Origin of the sequence: Microbispora catharanthi, assembly GCF_006334915.2 — a bacterium.
In the GTDB taxonomy this organism is placed as follows: Bacteria; Actinomycetota; Actinomycetes; order Streptosporangiales; family Streptosporangiaceae; genus Microbispora; species Microbispora catharanthi.
The window spans coordinates 76,246-90,903 of record NZ_VDMA02000012.1 but is presented as its reverse complement, the minus strand read 5'-3'; the positions used below and the strand labels follow the sequence as shown (position 1 = coordinate 90,903).

13 protein-coding genes are annotated in these 14,658 nt (G+C 73.2%); 9 read left to right on the top strand and 4 right to left on the bottom strand.

The genetic code is table 11. The features are described 5' to 3' along the window. Window positions 1-154 precede the first annotated feature (154 nt). From FH610_RS22585 to FH610_RS22570, 4 genes are all read left to right on the top strand, one after another. Window positions 155-853: a GntR family transcriptional regulator gene (locus FH610_RS22585; RefSeq protein WP_139576523.1), complete on the top strand. Its 699-nt coding sequence runs from the start codon at window positions 155-157 to the stop codon at window positions 851-853. A gap of 66 nt (window positions 854-919) precedes the next feature. Next, window positions 920-2,152, top strand: coding sequence for a hypothetical protein (locus tag FH610_RS22580; RefSeq protein WP_139576522.1), 1,233 nt, complete (start codon window positions 920-922; stop codon window positions 2,150-2,152). A gap of 161 nt (window positions 2,153-2,313) precedes the next feature. Then, a complete protein-coding gene (locus FH610_RS22575) occupies window positions 2,314-2,580 on the top strand; it encodes a DUF6504 family protein (protein WP_139576521.1) in 267 nt (88 codons plus the stop codon). Window positions 2,581-2,659: 79 nt separating this feature from the next. Continuing rightward, window positions 2,660-6,217, top strand: a complete 3,558-nt coding sequence (locus tag FH610_RS22570) for a DNA polymerase III subunit alpha (RefSeq protein WP_139576520.1) — start codon at window positions 2,660-2,662, stop codon at window positions 6,215-6,217. Window positions 6,218-7,106: 889 nt separating this feature from the next. Here the strand turns inward: FH610_RS22570 and FH610_RS22565 are convergent. Beyond that, window positions 7,107-7,658 carry a DUF4760 domain-containing protein gene (locus FH610_RS22565; protein WP_139576519.1) on the bottom strand — a complete coding sequence of 184 codons (552 nt, stop codon included), beginning with the start codon at window positions 7,656-7,658 and terminating at the stop codon, window positions 7,107-7,109. Window positions 7,659-7,824: 166 nt separating this feature from the next. On the opposite strand from FH610_RS22565, the gene FH610_RS22560 reads away from it, so the two are divergent. Further along, window positions 7,825-8,295 carry a DinB family protein gene (locus FH610_RS22560; RefSeq protein ID WP_139576518.1) on the top strand — a complete coding sequence of 157 codons (471 nt, stop codon included), beginning with the start codon at window positions 7,825-7,827 and terminating at the stop codon, window positions 8,293-8,295. A gap of 112 nt (window positions 8,296-8,407) precedes the next feature. Here the strand turns inward: FH610_RS22560 and FH610_RS22555 are convergent, their stop codons facing one another. Continuing rightward, window positions 8,408-9,250, bottom strand: coding sequence for a LysR family transcriptional regulator (locus tag FH610_RS22555; RefSeq protein ID WP_139576517.1), 843 nt, complete (start codon window positions 9,248-9,250; stop codon window positions 8,408-8,410). 75 nt (window positions 9,251-9,325) lie between these two features. Between FH610_RS22555 and FH610_RS22550 the strand changes: the two genes are divergently transcribed. Further along, window positions 9,326-10,036 (top strand): CTP synthase C-terminal region-related (seleno)protein, encoded by a 711-nt coding sequence (locus FH610_RS22550; protein WP_240809130.1) that lies wholly within the window; start codon window positions 9,326-9,328, stop codon window positions 10,034-10,036. On the opposite strand, the gene FH610_RS22545 is transcribed toward FH610_RS22550, so the two are convergent. Together FH610_RS22545 and FH610_RS22540 are read right to left on the bottom strand one after the other, a co-directional pair. After that, window positions 10,005-11,018 (bottom strand): LLM class F420-dependent oxidoreductase, encoded by a 1,014-nt coding sequence (locus FH610_RS22545; protein ID WP_139576515.1) that lies wholly within the window; start codon window positions 11,016-11,018, stop codon window positions 10,005-10,007. The genes FH610_RS22550 and FH610_RS22545 overlap by 32 nt on opposite strands. Before the next feature lie 20 nt (window positions 11,019-11,038). Further along, window positions 11,039-11,797: a FadR/GntR family transcriptional regulator gene (locus tag FH610_RS22540; RefSeq protein ID WP_139576514.1), complete on the bottom strand. Its 759-nt coding sequence runs from the start codon at window positions 11,795-11,797 to the stop codon at window positions 11,039-11,041. Between the two features lie 91 nt (window positions 11,798-11,888). Here FH610_RS22540 and FH610_RS22535 point away from each other — a divergent pair, with 91 nt between their 5' ends. The 3 genes from FH610_RS22535 to FH610_RS22525 are packed head-to-tail and all read left to right on the top strand — an operon-like array spanning window position 11,889 to window position 14,646. Further along, complete coding sequence (locus tag FH610_RS22535) at window positions 11,889-12,626, top strand: (Fe-S)-binding protein (RefSeq protein ID WP_139576513.1); 738 nt, start codon at window positions 11,889-11,891, stop codon at window positions 12,624-12,626. Beyond that, on the top strand, window positions 12,623-14,038 hold the full coding sequence (locus tag FH610_RS22530; protein ID WP_139576512.1) for a lactate utilization protein B: 1,416 nt from the start codon (window positions 12,623-12,625) through the stop codon (window positions 14,036-14,038). The genes FH610_RS22535 and FH610_RS22530 overlap by 4 nt, the downstream gene beginning before the upstream one ends. Further along, entirely contained in the window at window positions 14,035-14,646 is a 612-nt protein-coding gene (locus tag FH610_RS22525; RefSeq protein WP_139576511.1) for a LutC/YkgG family protein, read from the top strand. Before FH610_RS22530 ends, FH610_RS22525 begins: the two co-directional genes overlap by 4 nt. Window positions 14,647-14,658 lie beyond the last annotated feature (12 nt).

The following is a 14,658-nucleotide window of genomic DNA, read 5'->3' as shown; positions in this document are numbered from 1 at the left end:
GAGGATTGTTCAACGATTCATCAAGCCTCTTGTCGGTTACTTCTCCGCTACAACCGGGTGTGATCGCGCGAAGCCCGATGGTGATCGCTGGATCCCGGCGACGTCCCGCGGCCTAAGCTGGGAGTGATCGGGCGGTCGAGAAGGGGTTGCGGCGATGACGGCTATGGCGGACTGGGCGGCACGGTTGAGCGCGGCTCGGCCGGTGCTCGATCGGGCCAGCGCCGCCGAACTGGTCGCCGACGTCCTGCGGGAGAACGTCATCGACGGCTCCCTGCCCCCGGGCACCCGCCTGTCGGAGGAGACGATCGGCAACCTGCTCGGCGTCTCCCGCAACACGCTCAGAGAGGCGTTCAGGCTGCTGTCGCACGAGAACCTGCTGGTGCACGAGCTGCACCGCGGTGTCTTCGTCCGCAAGCTCGCCGCGGCCGACGTCGCGGACATCTACGCGATGCGGCGCATTCTCGAGACGGCGGGCGTACGAGCGGTCGTCACGGCCCCGCCCGGGGCCGTGGGGGAGGTGCGGCGCCACGTCGAGGAGGGTCAGGCGGCCGCGGAGAACGGCGACTGGGCGGCCGTCGGCACCGCGAACATGTGGTTCCACCGCGCGATCGCCGCGCTGCTCACCAGTCCCCGTGTGGACAAGACCATGGCGCGCCTGCTCGCCGAGCTGCGGCTGGCCTTCCACGTGATGGGCGAGCTCAGGACCTTCCACGAGCCCTATCTGGAAGACAACGCGCGCATCGCCACGCTGCTGATCGACGGCGACCACGAGCGGGCCGAGCGGGAGCTGCTCGCGTACTTCGACACCGCGGAGGCCCAGCTGCTGGCCGCCTACGCGGAACGCGCGGTCTGAGCCCAGGGGGCACGGCCGGCAGCGGGTTCGGCAGAACCGGATGCCGGCCCGCCGCGTCCTACGGATATGCGGACGCGGATTCTGGGTGTGACGGCGGCGCTGGCCGCGATGGTGCTGCCGGCGGCGTGCGCGTCGACCACGCCTCGCGATCTCGAGACCTGGAACGAGACCGACGCCGCGGCCGCCACGGCCGCCGCGCGGGAGCGGCCTTCGCCCTCCTGCCTGACCGGCTCGCCCACACCGGAGCCGAGCCCGGTCCGGGACGGCGGGTGGCGCGTCGCCTACTACGACTACCGTGACCGCATCACCGGCCTGGCCGTGACCCGCGAGGGGACCGTGTGGGCGGCCGGCACGCGCGTGCCCGAGCCGTGCGGGCCCGAGACGAACGCGCCGCTGCTGCTGCGCGGGGACGGCGGGCGGTGGCGCGAGGTTCCGGCCCCGCCGCTGTCCGAGCCGCGCGCCGTGGCCGCCTCCTCCGACCGCGACGTGTGGCTGTTCGGCGAGAAGACCGCCGCGCGCTGGAACGGGCGGAGGTGGACCGCGGCGCCGAGCCCGGGCGCGGAGCCGGAGCGGGTGCACGCGGCGGCCCCCGGCGACGTCTGGGCGATCCTCAACGCGAACTTCCTTGACGGGGCAGGGGGAGCCGAGGGGCCCTGGAGCTCCTGGTCGGATCTGCGGCACTGGGACGGCACGGCCTGGCGCACGGCGCGGCCGCCGCTGGTCGCCAAGGACGTGGACGGTCTGCCCGGCGGCGCGGTGTGGGCGGCCGGTTCCAGCCGCGGCCGGGCCGCCGTCGCCCGATGGAACGGCTGGTCCTGGAGCATGGTCCCGCTCCCCGCGGTCCCCGCGCTGCACCGGGGTCAGCTCTCCGAGCTCGTGGACCTCGCGGTGGACGAGTCGGGCGCAGTGGCGGCCGTCGGCTGGGTCGCCTGGGTCTGCGGCACCGAGGAGGAGGACGTGACCTTCTGCGGCCGCACGCTGTTCCTGCGCCGGGAGAACGGACGGTGGAGCTACAGCCTGCCGGGCGAGCCCGAGCTCGACCCCCACCTGCGGCTGGAGGCCGACGGCCGGGGCGGGTTCTGGCTGTTCTACGCGAAGAACGAGTGGAGCACGGCGTTAGGTCACTGGTCGGGCGGCCAGTGGACGCACGGGACGTTTCCGGCGGGTCCGCTCGGGCACACCCGGGTGGCGGCCGTCGTCAGGGGGCCGGGGACGGCGCGCGTCTGGGCGGCGGTGGCGGACGCCACCGAACGGGAGGAGCCGCCCTACCGGGGCGGCGGGATCTGGCTCGGCGAGTGATCCGCCGGCGGACGCGCTTCCTGGGCTTTTGTTCCCGGAAAGGGGCCGCGCCGACTTGCGTTCACTCCGCTGGGAACGTATGTTCGAAGTAGCGGCGATTCTGCCCGAATCATCCGCCCGTCTTCCCCCGGGTGGCCACGAAGCCACAGGGAGAAGGAGTCTTGAGCAGACTTTACGGCGATCCGATCGAGGTGTGGGTCCGGGGCGGGCACCCTGCTCAGTTCGTCTGGCGTGACCGGCTCTACACCGTCCGCGAGATCCAGGACCACTGGGTGGTCGCCAGGGAATGGTGGAAGACCTCGGACGCCGATCCCGGCGAGCGGCGTTTCTGGCGAGTGGGGGCCGCGGCCGGCAAGGAGGTCGGGACCTATGAACTGCGCTTCGACACCGCCAGCGGCGGCTGGCTCCTGCTGAGGGCCTGGGACTGATGGGAACGCTCCAGCTCCCCACGACGACCGGGGGACGGGCCGCTGGAGGACGGACCGGGGGACGGACGGGGGCGCGCCTATGACGCACGCCTTCGCCCACCTGCACGTGGCGTCCGCCTTCTCGCTGCGGTACGGCACCGCGTTCCCGGCCGCCCTCGTCCGGCGGGCCGCCGAGCACGGCATGGACACCCTGGCGCTGACCGACCGCGACGGCCTCTACGGCGCGATCAAGCACGTCATCGCCTGCCACGAGCAGGGCGTCCGCCCGGTCGTCGGGGTCGATCTCGCCCTCGACCAAGGTTCTTCCACGTCGGACGACCTGTTCGGAGGCGGCCTGCCGTCCGGCCGCCGCGCCGGACACGGGCACGGGCACGGACACGGACACGGGCGTGGCCGGGGGACGGCGGCCGAGCCGGCGCGGGTCGTCGTGCTCGCGCGCTCGGACGGCTGGGCCTCGCTGTGCCGCCTGGTCACGGCCGCCCACCAGGTGGGGGAGCGCGGCGCGCCGTACGTCACGCCGGGGATGGTGGCCGAGCACGCGACCGGCCCGGACGGCGGGCCGCGGCTGACCGTGCTGCTCGGGCCCCGCTCGGGGGTCGGCCGCGCGGTGGCCGAGCGGCGCGACGACCAGGCCAGGGCCCTGCTGGCCGCCTGGCGCGCGGTGGTCCCCGACCTGGTCGTCGAGGTGTCCGACCTGTACGGCTACCGCGACGCGAACACCGCCGCCCGCATGATCGGGCTGGCCGACTCGATGGGCGTGCCGGTCGTGCTGACCAACGCGGTCCGCTACCTGGACGCCGCCGATCACCAGATCGGCAACGTGCTCGACGCGGCGCGCAAGCTGGTGCCCCTCGACGGGCGGCACCTCGACGACCCCACGGCTCACGCGTACCTGAAGGACGGCGCCGAGATGGCGCGGGTGGCCGCACGGATCTGCGGCGGCGACACCGGCCGGGCCGCGCTGCTGCTGGCCGAGACGCGCCGCGTGGCCGGCAGGTGCGTGCTCGACCCCGTCGAGGTCGTGCCCCTGCTCGAACCCGAGCGGCCCCGGCTCCACCTGCCCGAGGTCGGCGAGGACCCGGTGCCCCTGCTGCGGCGCCGCTGCGAGGAGGGGCTGGCCCGGCGGGGCTTGGAGCGCTCGGCCGAGGCCCGCGACCGGCTCGCCGCCGAACTCCGCGTCATCGAGAAGAAGCGGCTGTCGGGCTATTTCACGTCCGTCGCCGGCATCACGGACATGATCCGGGCGATGGGCGTGCGGTGCGCGATCCGCGGCTCGGGGGCGGGCAGCCTGGTCAACTACCTGATCGGCATCGGCGAGGTGGATCCGCTCGAACACGGCCTGCTGATGGAGCGCTTCCTGTCGGAGGGCCGCAAGGGCCTGCCCGACATCGACATCGACGTGGAGTCGGCCCGCCGCCTCGACTGCTACCGCGCGATCCTCGACAGGTACGGCGAGGAGCGGGTGGCCTGCGTGTCGATGATGGAGACCTACCGCGCCCGCAGCGCGATCAGGGACGTCGGCGCCGCCATGGGCCTGCCGCCGCACGAGATCGACGTCATCGCCAAGGCGTTCCCGCAGGTACGGGCCAGGCAGATCAGGGCCGCGCTGTCCGACCTGCCGGAGCTGCGCGACAGCGGGCTCAACGACCGGTCGCTGGAGACCGTGTTCCGCCTGGCGGAGCGGCTCGACGGGCTGCCCCGGCACATCGCGCTGCACCCCTGCGGCGTGCTGATCGGCAACTCCACGCTGCGCGACCGCACGCCGGTCGAGCGCAGCCTGCTGGAGTTCCCGATGTCGCAGTTCGACAAGGACGACGTCGAGGAGGCGGGCCTGCTCAAGCTCGACGTGCTCGGCGTGCGGATGCAGTCCGCCCTGGCGTACGCCCTCCAGGAGGTCGAGCGGGTCGAGGGGCGGCGGATCGACCTGGACGCCGTCCCGCGCGACGACCGGGAGACCTACGACATGATCCGCCTCAGCCGCACGATCGGCTGCTTCCAGATCGAGTCGCCGGGGCAGCGCGAACTGGTCGCGAAGCTGGAGCCGCGCACGATGCACGACCTGATCGTGGACATCTCGCTGTTCCGCCCGGGACCGGTCAACTCCGACATGGTCACGCCCTATCTGGAGACCAGGCACGGCTTCCGTGAGGCGCGCTACCCGCACGAGTCGCTGCGCGACGCGCTCAGGGAGACCAACGGGGTGGTCGTCTTCCACGAGCAGGTCATGAAGGTCATCGACATCATGACCGGGTCGGGGCTGTCGGAGGCCGACCGGGCCCGCCGCGCCCTCGGGACGCCGGAGGGCCGCGAGGCCGTACGCGCTTGGTTCGTGCCGCTCGCGAGGGGGAACGGCTACGCCCCCGACGTCGTCGAGCGGGCGTGGAAGGTGCTCGACGCGTTCGGCGGGTTCGGGTTCTGCAAGGCGCACGCGGCGGCGTTCGCGCTGCCCACCTACCAGTCGGCCTGGCTGAAGCGGCACCACACCGCCGCGTTCCTCGCGGGCGTGCTCACTCACGACCCCGGCATGTACCCGAGCCGGGTCATCCTCGACGAGGCCCGCCAGTGCGGGGTGGACGTCCTGCCCCTCGACGTCAACCGCTCGGGGAAGACCTGGCTGGTCGAGCGTACGGGTCCGGCGGAGGACGGTCCCGGGGAGTTCGGCCGCGGGTACGGCCTGCGGGTGCCGTTCTCGGCCGTCCGAGGGGTGAGCGAGGCCGAGGTGGACCGCATGGTCGCGGCCCGGCCCTACACCTCGCTGGCCGACTTCTGGGAGCGGGCCCGGCCCTCACGGCCGATCGCCGAGCGGATCGTGGAGGTCGGCGGGTTCGACGCGCTGCACGGCCTGCGGCCGGGGGAGCCGCGCTGGCGGCCGGGGCGGCTGACCAGGCGCGACCTGATCGCCCAGGTCGGCGCGCTCGACCGGGGCTCTCCCGTGGGCGCGGCCGGGCAGCTTCCGATAGGGTTCACCGATCGGGTCACGCCTGGCGAACTGCCGGAGATGACCGAGGCCGAGGCCGTCGAGGCCGAGCTGGAGATCCTCGGCATGGACGTGAGCCACCACGTCATGGACTTCTACCGCGACCTGCTCGACGCGCTCGGCGTGACGCGGGCCAGGGATCTGGTCCGGCAGCGCAACGGTGCGGAGATCCTGGTCGCGGGAGTGAAGGTCGCCACCCAGACGCCCGCCGTGCGGTCGGGGCAGCGGGTCATCTTCACCACCCTGGACGACTCCACCGGCCCGATCGACCTGACGTTCTTCGAGTCGGTGCAGGCGCACACGGCCGCGACCGTGTTCGGGTCGTGGCTGCTGGCCGCCAGGGGAGTGGTGCGGCGCACCGGGGTCAGGGCGGTCTCGCTGCGCGCCGTGCACTGCTGGAACCTCGCCGACCTCGACCGCGTGTGGCGCGACCAGGGGCTCGACGCCGTACGCGCCGTGATCAGCGAGGTCCCCGCGCCCGGCGCGGGGGTGGGCGGACGGCCCATCGAGTACGGCAACGGCTTCCGGGTGTCGCCCTACTCCGACAACGGCGCCCCGCCGGCCGTACGCGAGGGGCGGTTCCTCGGCCATCCGTCCGCGCCCCAGCGGCGGCTCTGGCACGCCAGTTCCGGCAGCTCGGGACCGCCGCCCGGCCGGTGATCCTCCCCGCCGCCGTCCGCGAGTGGGGCGCCCGCCGGTGTCGCCGGTGCCGTCGGCATGCCGGACGGCCGTTCGCCGTGGCCGAGGCGGACCTGCGGCCGGACGGCGGGCCGCACCGCCCGCTTCCGTCCGGCGCCGGTGTGCCGGGCGGTGACCTCGTGGACGGCCGAGGCGCACAGGAGCGCCGCGACGGCGACCGCGGCGGCCTGTGGCGTGCCGAGGCCGGTCAGCCCGTCCCGGGCCGGGTCGGCGAACACCAGCCCGAGCGCGGCCAGCCAGCTCACCCACCAGCAGGCGAGGACGATCAGCCACCGCGTCCGGTCCCAGCCGCCGTACGGCTCGCTCCGCGCGAGGCCGCCGCTTCGCACGATGCCGCTTCGCGCGGGGCCGTCGCTTCGCCGGGTGCGGCCCGCCGGACCCTCGCGCCAGGCCAGGTCGGCGAGGAACGGCGGGACCACGAGGTTGACTCCGGGCACGAGGCACGCCGCCACGAGCGCGACGGGCGGCGTGGCCGGGCGCACCCGCCGCAGCCAGGACAGGTAGGCGGCGGCGCACGCCACGGTGGCGCCGATCATCACCAGGACCAGCACGGCGAACGCCGTCGCCGCGCCGCTGACGGTCCGGGCGGCGGGAGAGGCGGGATCGCCGCCGAAGGCCGCGATCTGCGTGGCCAGCCGCCTGCCCCGGGTCTCCTCGAACACGGCGAGCGCGGCCACCGAGACGACCTGGGCGGCGAGGGCCGCGTACACGCCGGCGGCCGCCCGGCTCACCGCTGACGACGTGGACCGCATGTGTTCTCCCCCCGCGCCGGGTGCGTGACCTGCCTCACTCTTATCCCGTCCGCGATCGCGCTAATCCGGTCCGGGACCACCCGGCGGGGAAGGATGGTTCAGGGCATTTGCGGCTTTTCTTCAGTTCGAACCTGATTCGGTGTCACTGGGAGAGTTTTGAGACGGAGTCCATAACTGGTGTGCAGCGGCATGTGCGCGCGGACTCGCCCCACGAAATCCTCGAACATGCCCGCGTATCGGTCGTCGGATCCGCGAATCTCGCGCTCGCGCCGGACGAACGGCTCTACGGCGTCCCATGCCCTGCTCGCGCGATATCCGATCAGCGGGACGACGAGACTTTCGGCCGCCATTTTCTTGTATACGAAGTAGCCGAATCCGCTGAAGTACCCGATCACCTTGTTGACGGCGATCCTCGCCTCGTCCGGCAGGGCTGAGCAGCCGATCTCCGGGTCGTGCTCGGCCCGGAGGCGTCCCAGGACGTAGGCCTCGGCGCGCTGCCATTCCGTCGACCGGAATTCTTGAAAAAGCTCGACCAGAACGGGGAGCTGATTCGAGTGCCGCATCATCGTCGTCTGACGCAGGGCCGTGAAGACGGACACGACGAGCGCGAGCAGGGAGACCACCAACGCGGCGATATCGGACAGGTCCATCGATCTCCTCGGTGATATTCGGGACCCTTCATCCGATGCCAACGCCCGGGTTCTCCGAATGGTTCGCTCATTTCCGGAAAACGCTCGATGAGGACGTTTCGGCGGGCGTCGAAACGCCGGGGGCCTAGCCTGCGCGGCACATCCCCTCGCACCTCGGAGGCCGCACATGACCGACATCCCGCTGACCGACGACCGCGAGCCCGCGCGGGTCGTGACCGAGATGATCGACCACGTTCTCCGCCTGGCGGCGACCTGGACGGCCTGGGACGGCCGTCCGGTGCCGTCGGGCGACCGGATCTACACCCCGCACAAGGCGATCCGCCGGGTGGCCGACCATCTCGTGGACCACCTGGCGGAGGTCGAGGACCGGCTGGCCGGTCGCATGCCCCTGCCGGACCACTGGCACGGGTCGATGATCACTACTGCGGCCGACCTCGCCCCGTTCACCGAGCAGGACCTCGACGAGGCCCGCAGCAGGCTCACTCGGCTCGCCCGGATCTGGACGGCCTGCCTGGAGGTGCTGACCCCGGAGCAGCTCGACCACTCGCCGGGGGACGGCTGGACGCTCCGCCAGGTCGCCTTCCACGTCAGCGGGTCGGTCTACTACGCCGACGCGGTGGGCGACCTGTCCGGCTGATATCCGTTGCCGCGCGAGCACTTCTCCGCGTTCTCGGGCGCGGACACCGGACAGCGGCTGTCCGGTGTCCGCGGTTGTCTTCTCCGTCCTGCCGCCGGCGGTCTGGAGGGGCTCAGGAGGTGAGCGCGCGGACGACCTCGGCGGCGGGGCCCGGCGGGAGGGCCGCGTGCACCAGTTCGACCCGGTGCACGATCCTCGGCGCGACCAGTGGCACCCGCACCCCGCACGGCGCGGCGGACGCGGGCAGCAGGGTCAGGCCGTGCCCGGCCGCGGCCAGGCGCGCCGCGACGGCCGGGTCGTGGCCCTCGTAGCGGATGCCGGGCCGCAGCCCGTCGAGCCGTGCCACGGCCCGCAGGCGGTCGAGCGGCATCACCTCCGGGGCGTCCACCCACAGGGCGTCGGCCAGGTCGTCCAGCCGCAGACCGGCCCGGCCCGCCAGCGGATGCCCCTCCGCCAGCACGACGACCAGCTCCTCCTCCCGTACGCCGACGGTGGTGAGCGGCCCCGCCTCGGGGAGGTTCAGCGGGTCGGACGGCGCCGCCGGGCCGTCGGCCAGCGCGAGGTCGGCCTCGCCCGAGGCCACCAGCGCCATGGCCGCCGCCGCGCCGGCGATGCGCAGCGTCGTCACCCCGGCCAGCGCCGCCGCCGTACCCGCCGTGAGGACGAGCGGGCCGGCGGCGACGGTGAGGGTCCGCGGCCGCGCGGCCAGCCGCGCCACGTCCGTCCGCGCGGCCCGCAGCCGCAGCAGCAGCGGACCCGCGTGCTCCAGGAGGCGCTCGCCCGCCCTGGTCGGCCGTACGGGACGGCGGGTGAGCAGCGGCACCCCGAGGTCGGCCTCCAGTGCCGCGATCTGCTGGGACACCGCGGGCTGGGTGTAGCCGAGCCGATCCGCGGCGGCCGAGAACGACCCCTCGGTGACCACGGTCACGAACGTGCGCAGCAGATGAGGGTCCACGACATCAGCATCGCTTATGGAGACCTCAGAAATCATCATTTGTCATTAAGTTCGCACGTCGCCAGCATGGAGGTCATGAGACCCCGCATCGCGCTGGTGGGCGACCGGTCACCCGCCGTCCGCTCCCACACCCGCATCCCGCTCATCCTCGACGCGCTGCGCGAGCGTGAGGGGCTGGACCTCGACGCCTACTGGATCAGGACCGACGAGGTCGCCGATCTCGGCGGGTTCGACGGCGTCTGGATCCTGCCCGGCAGCCCCTACCGCAGCGAGCAGGGCGCGATCACGGCCGCGCGGACCGCCAGGGAGAACGCGATCCCGCTGCTCGGCACCTGCGCCGGCTTCCAGCACGCCCTGCTGGAGTACGCCCGCCACGTGTGCGGGCTGAGCGTGAGCCACGCGGAGAACGACCCGGACGCCCCGAACCCGCTGATCAGGCAGCTCGCCTGCTCCCTAGCCGGTCACGAGGCGGCGGTGCGGCTCGTCCCCGGCTCGCTCGCCGAGCGGATCGTCGGCGCCGACCGGACCGTGGAGCGGTACTTCTGCTCCTACGGCCCCGATCCCGCCTATCTGGAGACCCTGGAGGCCCACGGCCTGCGCTTCACCGGCCACGATGAGGAGGGGGAGACGCGGGTGGCCGAGCTGCCCGGCCACCCCTTCTATCTGGTCACGCTGTTCCAGCCCGAGCTGGCCGAGCGCCGGCCCCATCCGCTCGTGCGCGCGTTCGCCGCCGCCGCCGCCGACCGGGCGGCGCTCAGCCGAGGACCAGATCCCGTACGGCTCTGAGCGTGGGCTCGTCGCGGGGGCCCATGACGAGCAGCGTGGTGACCGGGCTGCGGCGCCACAGCTCCAGCCGCTCCCGGATGCGGCCGAGCGGCCCGAGGAGCGCGATGCCGTCGGCCAGCTCGTCGGGAATGGCGGCGAACGCCTCGTCGCGGCGGCCGGCCAGATAGAGCTCCTGGATGCGGCGGGCCTGCTCGGCGTAGCCCATGCGGCCGATGATGTCGGCGTGGAAGTTGCGGGTCCTGGCCCCCATGCCGCCGATGTAGAGCGTCAGCATCATCTTCACGCCGTCGAGCGCGGCCCGCAGGTCGTCGGTGACGACCACCATGACCATGGCGGCGACGTCGAACCCGGGCTTCGCGCCGGACAGCGCGTCGCCGTACATCGCCTCGATCTTCTCGGGGAAGGCGAACAGCGGTAGCCAGCCCTGCCCGATCCCGGCGGCGAGCGCGACGTTCTTCGGGCCCTCCGCGCCCAGGTAGACCGGGATGTCGGGCCGGAGCGGACGGGTGATCAGCTTGAGCGGCTTTCCGAGCCCGCCGGGCAGCGGCAGCGGATAGTGCGGGCCGGGGTTGGTCGCCGGCTCCTCCCGCCGCCACACCCTGCGCATGATCTCGACGTACTCGCGGGTGCGGGCGAGCGGCGCGGCGAACGGCTGGCCATACCAGCCCTCGACGACCTGCGGGCCCGAGGCGCCGACGCCGAGCAGCAGCCGCCCGCCGGTCAGATGGTCGAGCGTCATCGCGGTCATCGCGGTCGTCACCGGGGGCCGGGCGGACAGCTGGGCGACGCTGGTGCCGAGCTTGATGCGGCTGGTCCTGGCGCCATACCAGGCCAGCGGGGTGAACGCGTCGCTGCCGTACGCCTCGGCGGTCCACACCGACTCGTAGCCCAGCCGTTCGGCGGTTTGCACGACCTCGGTCGCGTCGTCGGCGTTCCGCTGCCAGTACCCGAGGTTCAATCCGAGTCTCAGATCATCGGCCACAGGCGTGATTAGAACACGTTCTATGAATCCCGGCCAGACTCCGGATAGGCCCGCGCCAGGTGCTCGGCGACCGCGGCCGCCGCCGCCCCGGCGTCGCCGTCCTCGATCGCCCGGTGGATGCGCCGGTGGTCGTCCTGCAGGCCGCCGGTGTCGCCGAGCCGTACGACGGCGTCCACGGCGTAGCGGCGCAGGGCGTCGCGCAGCGCCCGCATGACCGCCGTGATCAGCCGGTTGCCCGCCGCCTCCGCGAGGGCCAGGTGGAACGCGATGTCGTGCTCGACGAACTCGGCCGGATCGCCGGCGGCGTCCATGGCCGCGATCGCCTCCGCCATCCGCGCCGTCGCCGTGTGCGCGGAAGCGGCCGGTGTGGAAGCGGCCGGTGTGGAAGCCGCCGGTGGGGGAGCCGCCGCCGCGCGGGCCGCGGCCCACTGCTCGATCATCAGCCGGGTGTCGATCACCTCGCGCATCGAGAGCGTCGCGAGGCCGAGATGCAGCCGGAGCAGGTCGGTGAGCGCGTTTCCCGGGCGAGAGGTGAGCACAGCCCCGGCGTCCGGGCCCCGCCCGGCCTGCGACGCGACCACCCCGAGGGTCTCCAGCACGCGCAGCGCCTCCCTGACCGACGACCGGCCCACGCCGAGCTGCTCGGCGAGCTGCCGTTCGCCCGGCAGCCGGTCGCCCACGGTCAGGCCGTCGGCTGTGATCCGCTCCTCGATGCGGGCGAGCACCTCCTCGAAGGCGCGCGGGCGGGCGTCCGGACGCCGGCGTTCTTCGGTGGTCACCGCGGCTCCTCCCGATGCCGGTGTCGCCGGGGGCGAACCAGGATGTATGGTCTGACCATATTTGGTCTGACCATACACGCCGGGAGGGCATGTGCGGGTAGCCCTGTTCGTCACCTGCGTCAACGACACGCTCTTCCCGGACACCGGCCGGGCGGTCGTGCGCCTGCTGCGCCGCCTCGGCGTCGAGGCCGACTTCCCCCGCGCCCAGACCTGCTGCGGCCAGATGCACGCCAACACCGGCTACCGGGACGAGGCCGTACGGCTGGCCCGGCGGAGCGTGGCGGCGCTGCGCGGCTATGACGCGGTCGTCGTCCCCTCGGGCTCGTGCGCGGCCATGATCCGTGAGCAGTACCCGAAGCTGGCCGGGTCGTCCGGACCTTTCGCCGACGCGGTGGCGCAGGTGGTGCCGAAGACGTACGAGCTGACCGAGTTCCTGGTCGACGTGCTGGGGGTGACCGACGTGGGGGCCTACTTCCCGCACCGGGTCACCTACCACCCGACGTGCCACTCCCTGCGCGGCATCCACCTGGGCGACCGCCCGCTGACGCTGTTACGCCAGGTCAAGGGGCTCGAACTGGTGCCGCTGCCGGGCGCGGAGGAGTGCTGCGGATTCGGCGGCACCTTCGCGCTGAAGAACGCCGACGTGTCGGCGGCGATGTGCGCCGACAAAGTGCGGGCCGTCCTCGACACCGGTGCCGAGGTGCTGTGCGCGGCCGACAACTCGTGCCTGATGCACATCGGCGGCATGCTCGGCCGGCAGAAGTCGGGCGTGCGGGTGACGCACCTGGCCGAGATCCTCTGCTCGACCGAGACGGCGGGTGCCCGATGAGCGTCACCTTCCTCGGCATGCCCGCCGACCGCCCCTTCCCCCGCAACGCCGCCAGAGCCCTGCGGGACTCGCAACTGCGCTTCAACCTCCGCAAGGCGACTCGGACGATCAGGGCCAGGCGGGCGAGCGTCGTCGCGGAGGCGCCCGACTGGGCCGAGCTGCGCGAGGCCGGCCGGACGATCAAGGAGCACACGCTCCGCAACCTGGACAGATACCTGGTGCAGCTGGAGGAGGCCGTCACGGCGGCCGGAGGCCACGTGCACTGGGCCGCCGACGCGGCCGAGGCCAACGGGATCGTCGCCGCGCTGGTGAAGGCCACGGGCGAGACCGAGGTCGTCAAGGTCAAGTCGATGGCCACCCAGGAGATCGGGCTCAACGAGGCGCTGCTGGAGCACGGCATCACCGCGTACGAGACCGACCTCGCCGAGCTCATCGTGCAGCTGGGCGACGACCGGCCCTCGCACATCCTCGTCCCGGCGATCCACCGCAACCGCGCGGAGATCCGGGAGATCTTCGCCGAGCACATGTCCGGCTGGGGCAGGCCCGCCCCCGAGGACCTGACCGACGACCCCGCGGAGCTGGCCGAGGCGGCCAGGCTCCATCTGCGCGAGCGCTTCCTGAAGACCAAGGTGGCGATCTCCGGCGCCAACTTCGCGATCGCCGAGACCGGCACGATGGTCGTGCTGGAGTCCGAGGGCAACGGCCGCATGTGCCTCACCCTGCCGCGCACCCTGATCAGCGTGGTCGGCATCGAGAAGGTGCTGCCGACCTGGCGCGACCTGGAGGTCTTCCTGCAGTTGCTGCCCCGCAGCTCCACGGGGGAGCGGATGAACCCCTACACCTCGTCGTGGACCGGCGCCGCCGAGGGTCAGGAGTTCCACCTCGTGCTGCTCGACAACGGCCGCACCGGCGTCCTCGCCGACGAGGTGGGGCGGCAGGCCCTGCGCTGCATCCGCTGCTCGGCCTGCCTCAACGTCTGCCCCGTGTACGAACGGGCGGGCGGCCACGCGTACGGGTCGGTCTATCCCGGGCCGATCGGGGCGATCCTGACGCCACAGCTCCGCGGCATGGGCTCCGAGCTCGACCGCTCATTGCCGTACGCCTCCTCGCTGTGCGGCGCCTGCTACGAGGTCTGCCCGGTGGCCATCGACATCCCGTCCGTACTGCTGGACCTGCGGGCCCGGGCCCGCCACCCCTGGCCCGAGCGCGCCGGGATGGCGGCGGCCGGATGGGTGTTCGAGCGGTCGGGACGGCTGGCGCGCCTGCAGCGGGCCGGGGGACGGCTGCGCCGGCTCGTGCCCCGCCGGCTGCCCGGGCCCCTCGGCGGCTGGACCGACACAAGGGACCTCCCCGAGGTGCCGGAAGAGTCGTTCCGCGCATGGTGGGACCGCACGGACGGAGGACGCCGATGAGCTCCCGCGACCTGATCCTCGCCCGGGTCCGCCGCGCCCTGGCGGGCGTGCCCGACGTCGAGATCACCCGTGCCTACCGCGGGCCTTCGCGGACGCCGGGCGAGATCCGCCTGTTCGAGGAGCGGGTCCGCGATTACCGCGCCGTGGTCCACCTCGTGGACGAGGCGGGCGTGGCGGAGCGCGTCGCGCTGTCTCTCGCCGGGCGCGGGGCGCGGCGGGTCGTCGTGCCCGCCGGGTTCCCCGCGCGATGGCTCGCCGCCGCGGACGCGGAGGCGGTCGCCGACGACCCGCCGCTGAGCGCCGCCGACCTCGACGCCGTGGACGGCGTGCTCACCACCTGCGCGGTCGCGATCGCGGAGACCGGCACGATCGTCCTCGACGCCGGGCCGGGCCAGGGCCGGCGGGCGCTCACGCTGGTGCCCGATCACCACCTGTGCGTGGTGCGGGCCGACCAGGTCGTCGCGGGGGTGCCGGACGCCGTCGACCGGCTCGCCCCCGCGCGGCCCCTGACCTGGATCAGCGGCCCCTCGGCGACCAGCGACATCGAGCTGAACCGGGTCGAGGGAGTCCACGGCCCCCGCACGCTCGAAGTGCTGATCGTGGCCTGAACCCCATCCCGA

Bases quoted from the DNA above. Each gene is read 5' to 3' on its own strand.
- FH610_RS22530 (WP_139576512.1), top strand. From the start codon at position 12,623: ATGAGCGTCACCTTCCTCGGCATGCCCGCCGACCGCCCCTTCCCCCGC.
- FH610_RS22565 (WP_139576519.1), bottom strand. From the start codon at position 7,658: ATGGACCTGTCCGATATCGCCGCGTTGGTGGTCTCCCTGCTCGCGCTC.
- FH610_RS22525 (WP_139576511.1), top strand. From the start codon at position 14,035: ATGAGCTCCCGCGACCTGATCCTCGCCCGGGTCCGCCGCGCCCTGGCG.
- FH610_RS22580 (WP_139576522.1), top strand. From the start codon at position 920: ATGCGGACGCGGATTCTGGGTGTGACGGCGGCGCTGGCCGCGATGGTG.
- FH610_RS22570 (WP_139576520.1), top strand. From the start codon at position 2,660: ATGACGCACGCCTTCGCCCACCTGCACGTGGCGTCCGCCTTCTCGCTG.
- FH610_RS22550 (WP_240809130.1), top strand. From the start codon at position 9,326: ATGAGACCCCGCATCGCGCTGGTGGGCGACCGGTCACCCGCCGTCCGC.
- FH610_RS22560 (WP_139576518.1), top strand. From the start codon at position 7,825: ATGACCGACATCCCGCTGACCGACGACCGCGAGCCCGCGCGGGTCGTG.
- FH610_RS22585 (WP_139576523.1), top strand. From the start codon at position 155: ATGACGGCTATGGCGGACTGGGCGGCACGGTTGAGCGCGGCTCGGCCG.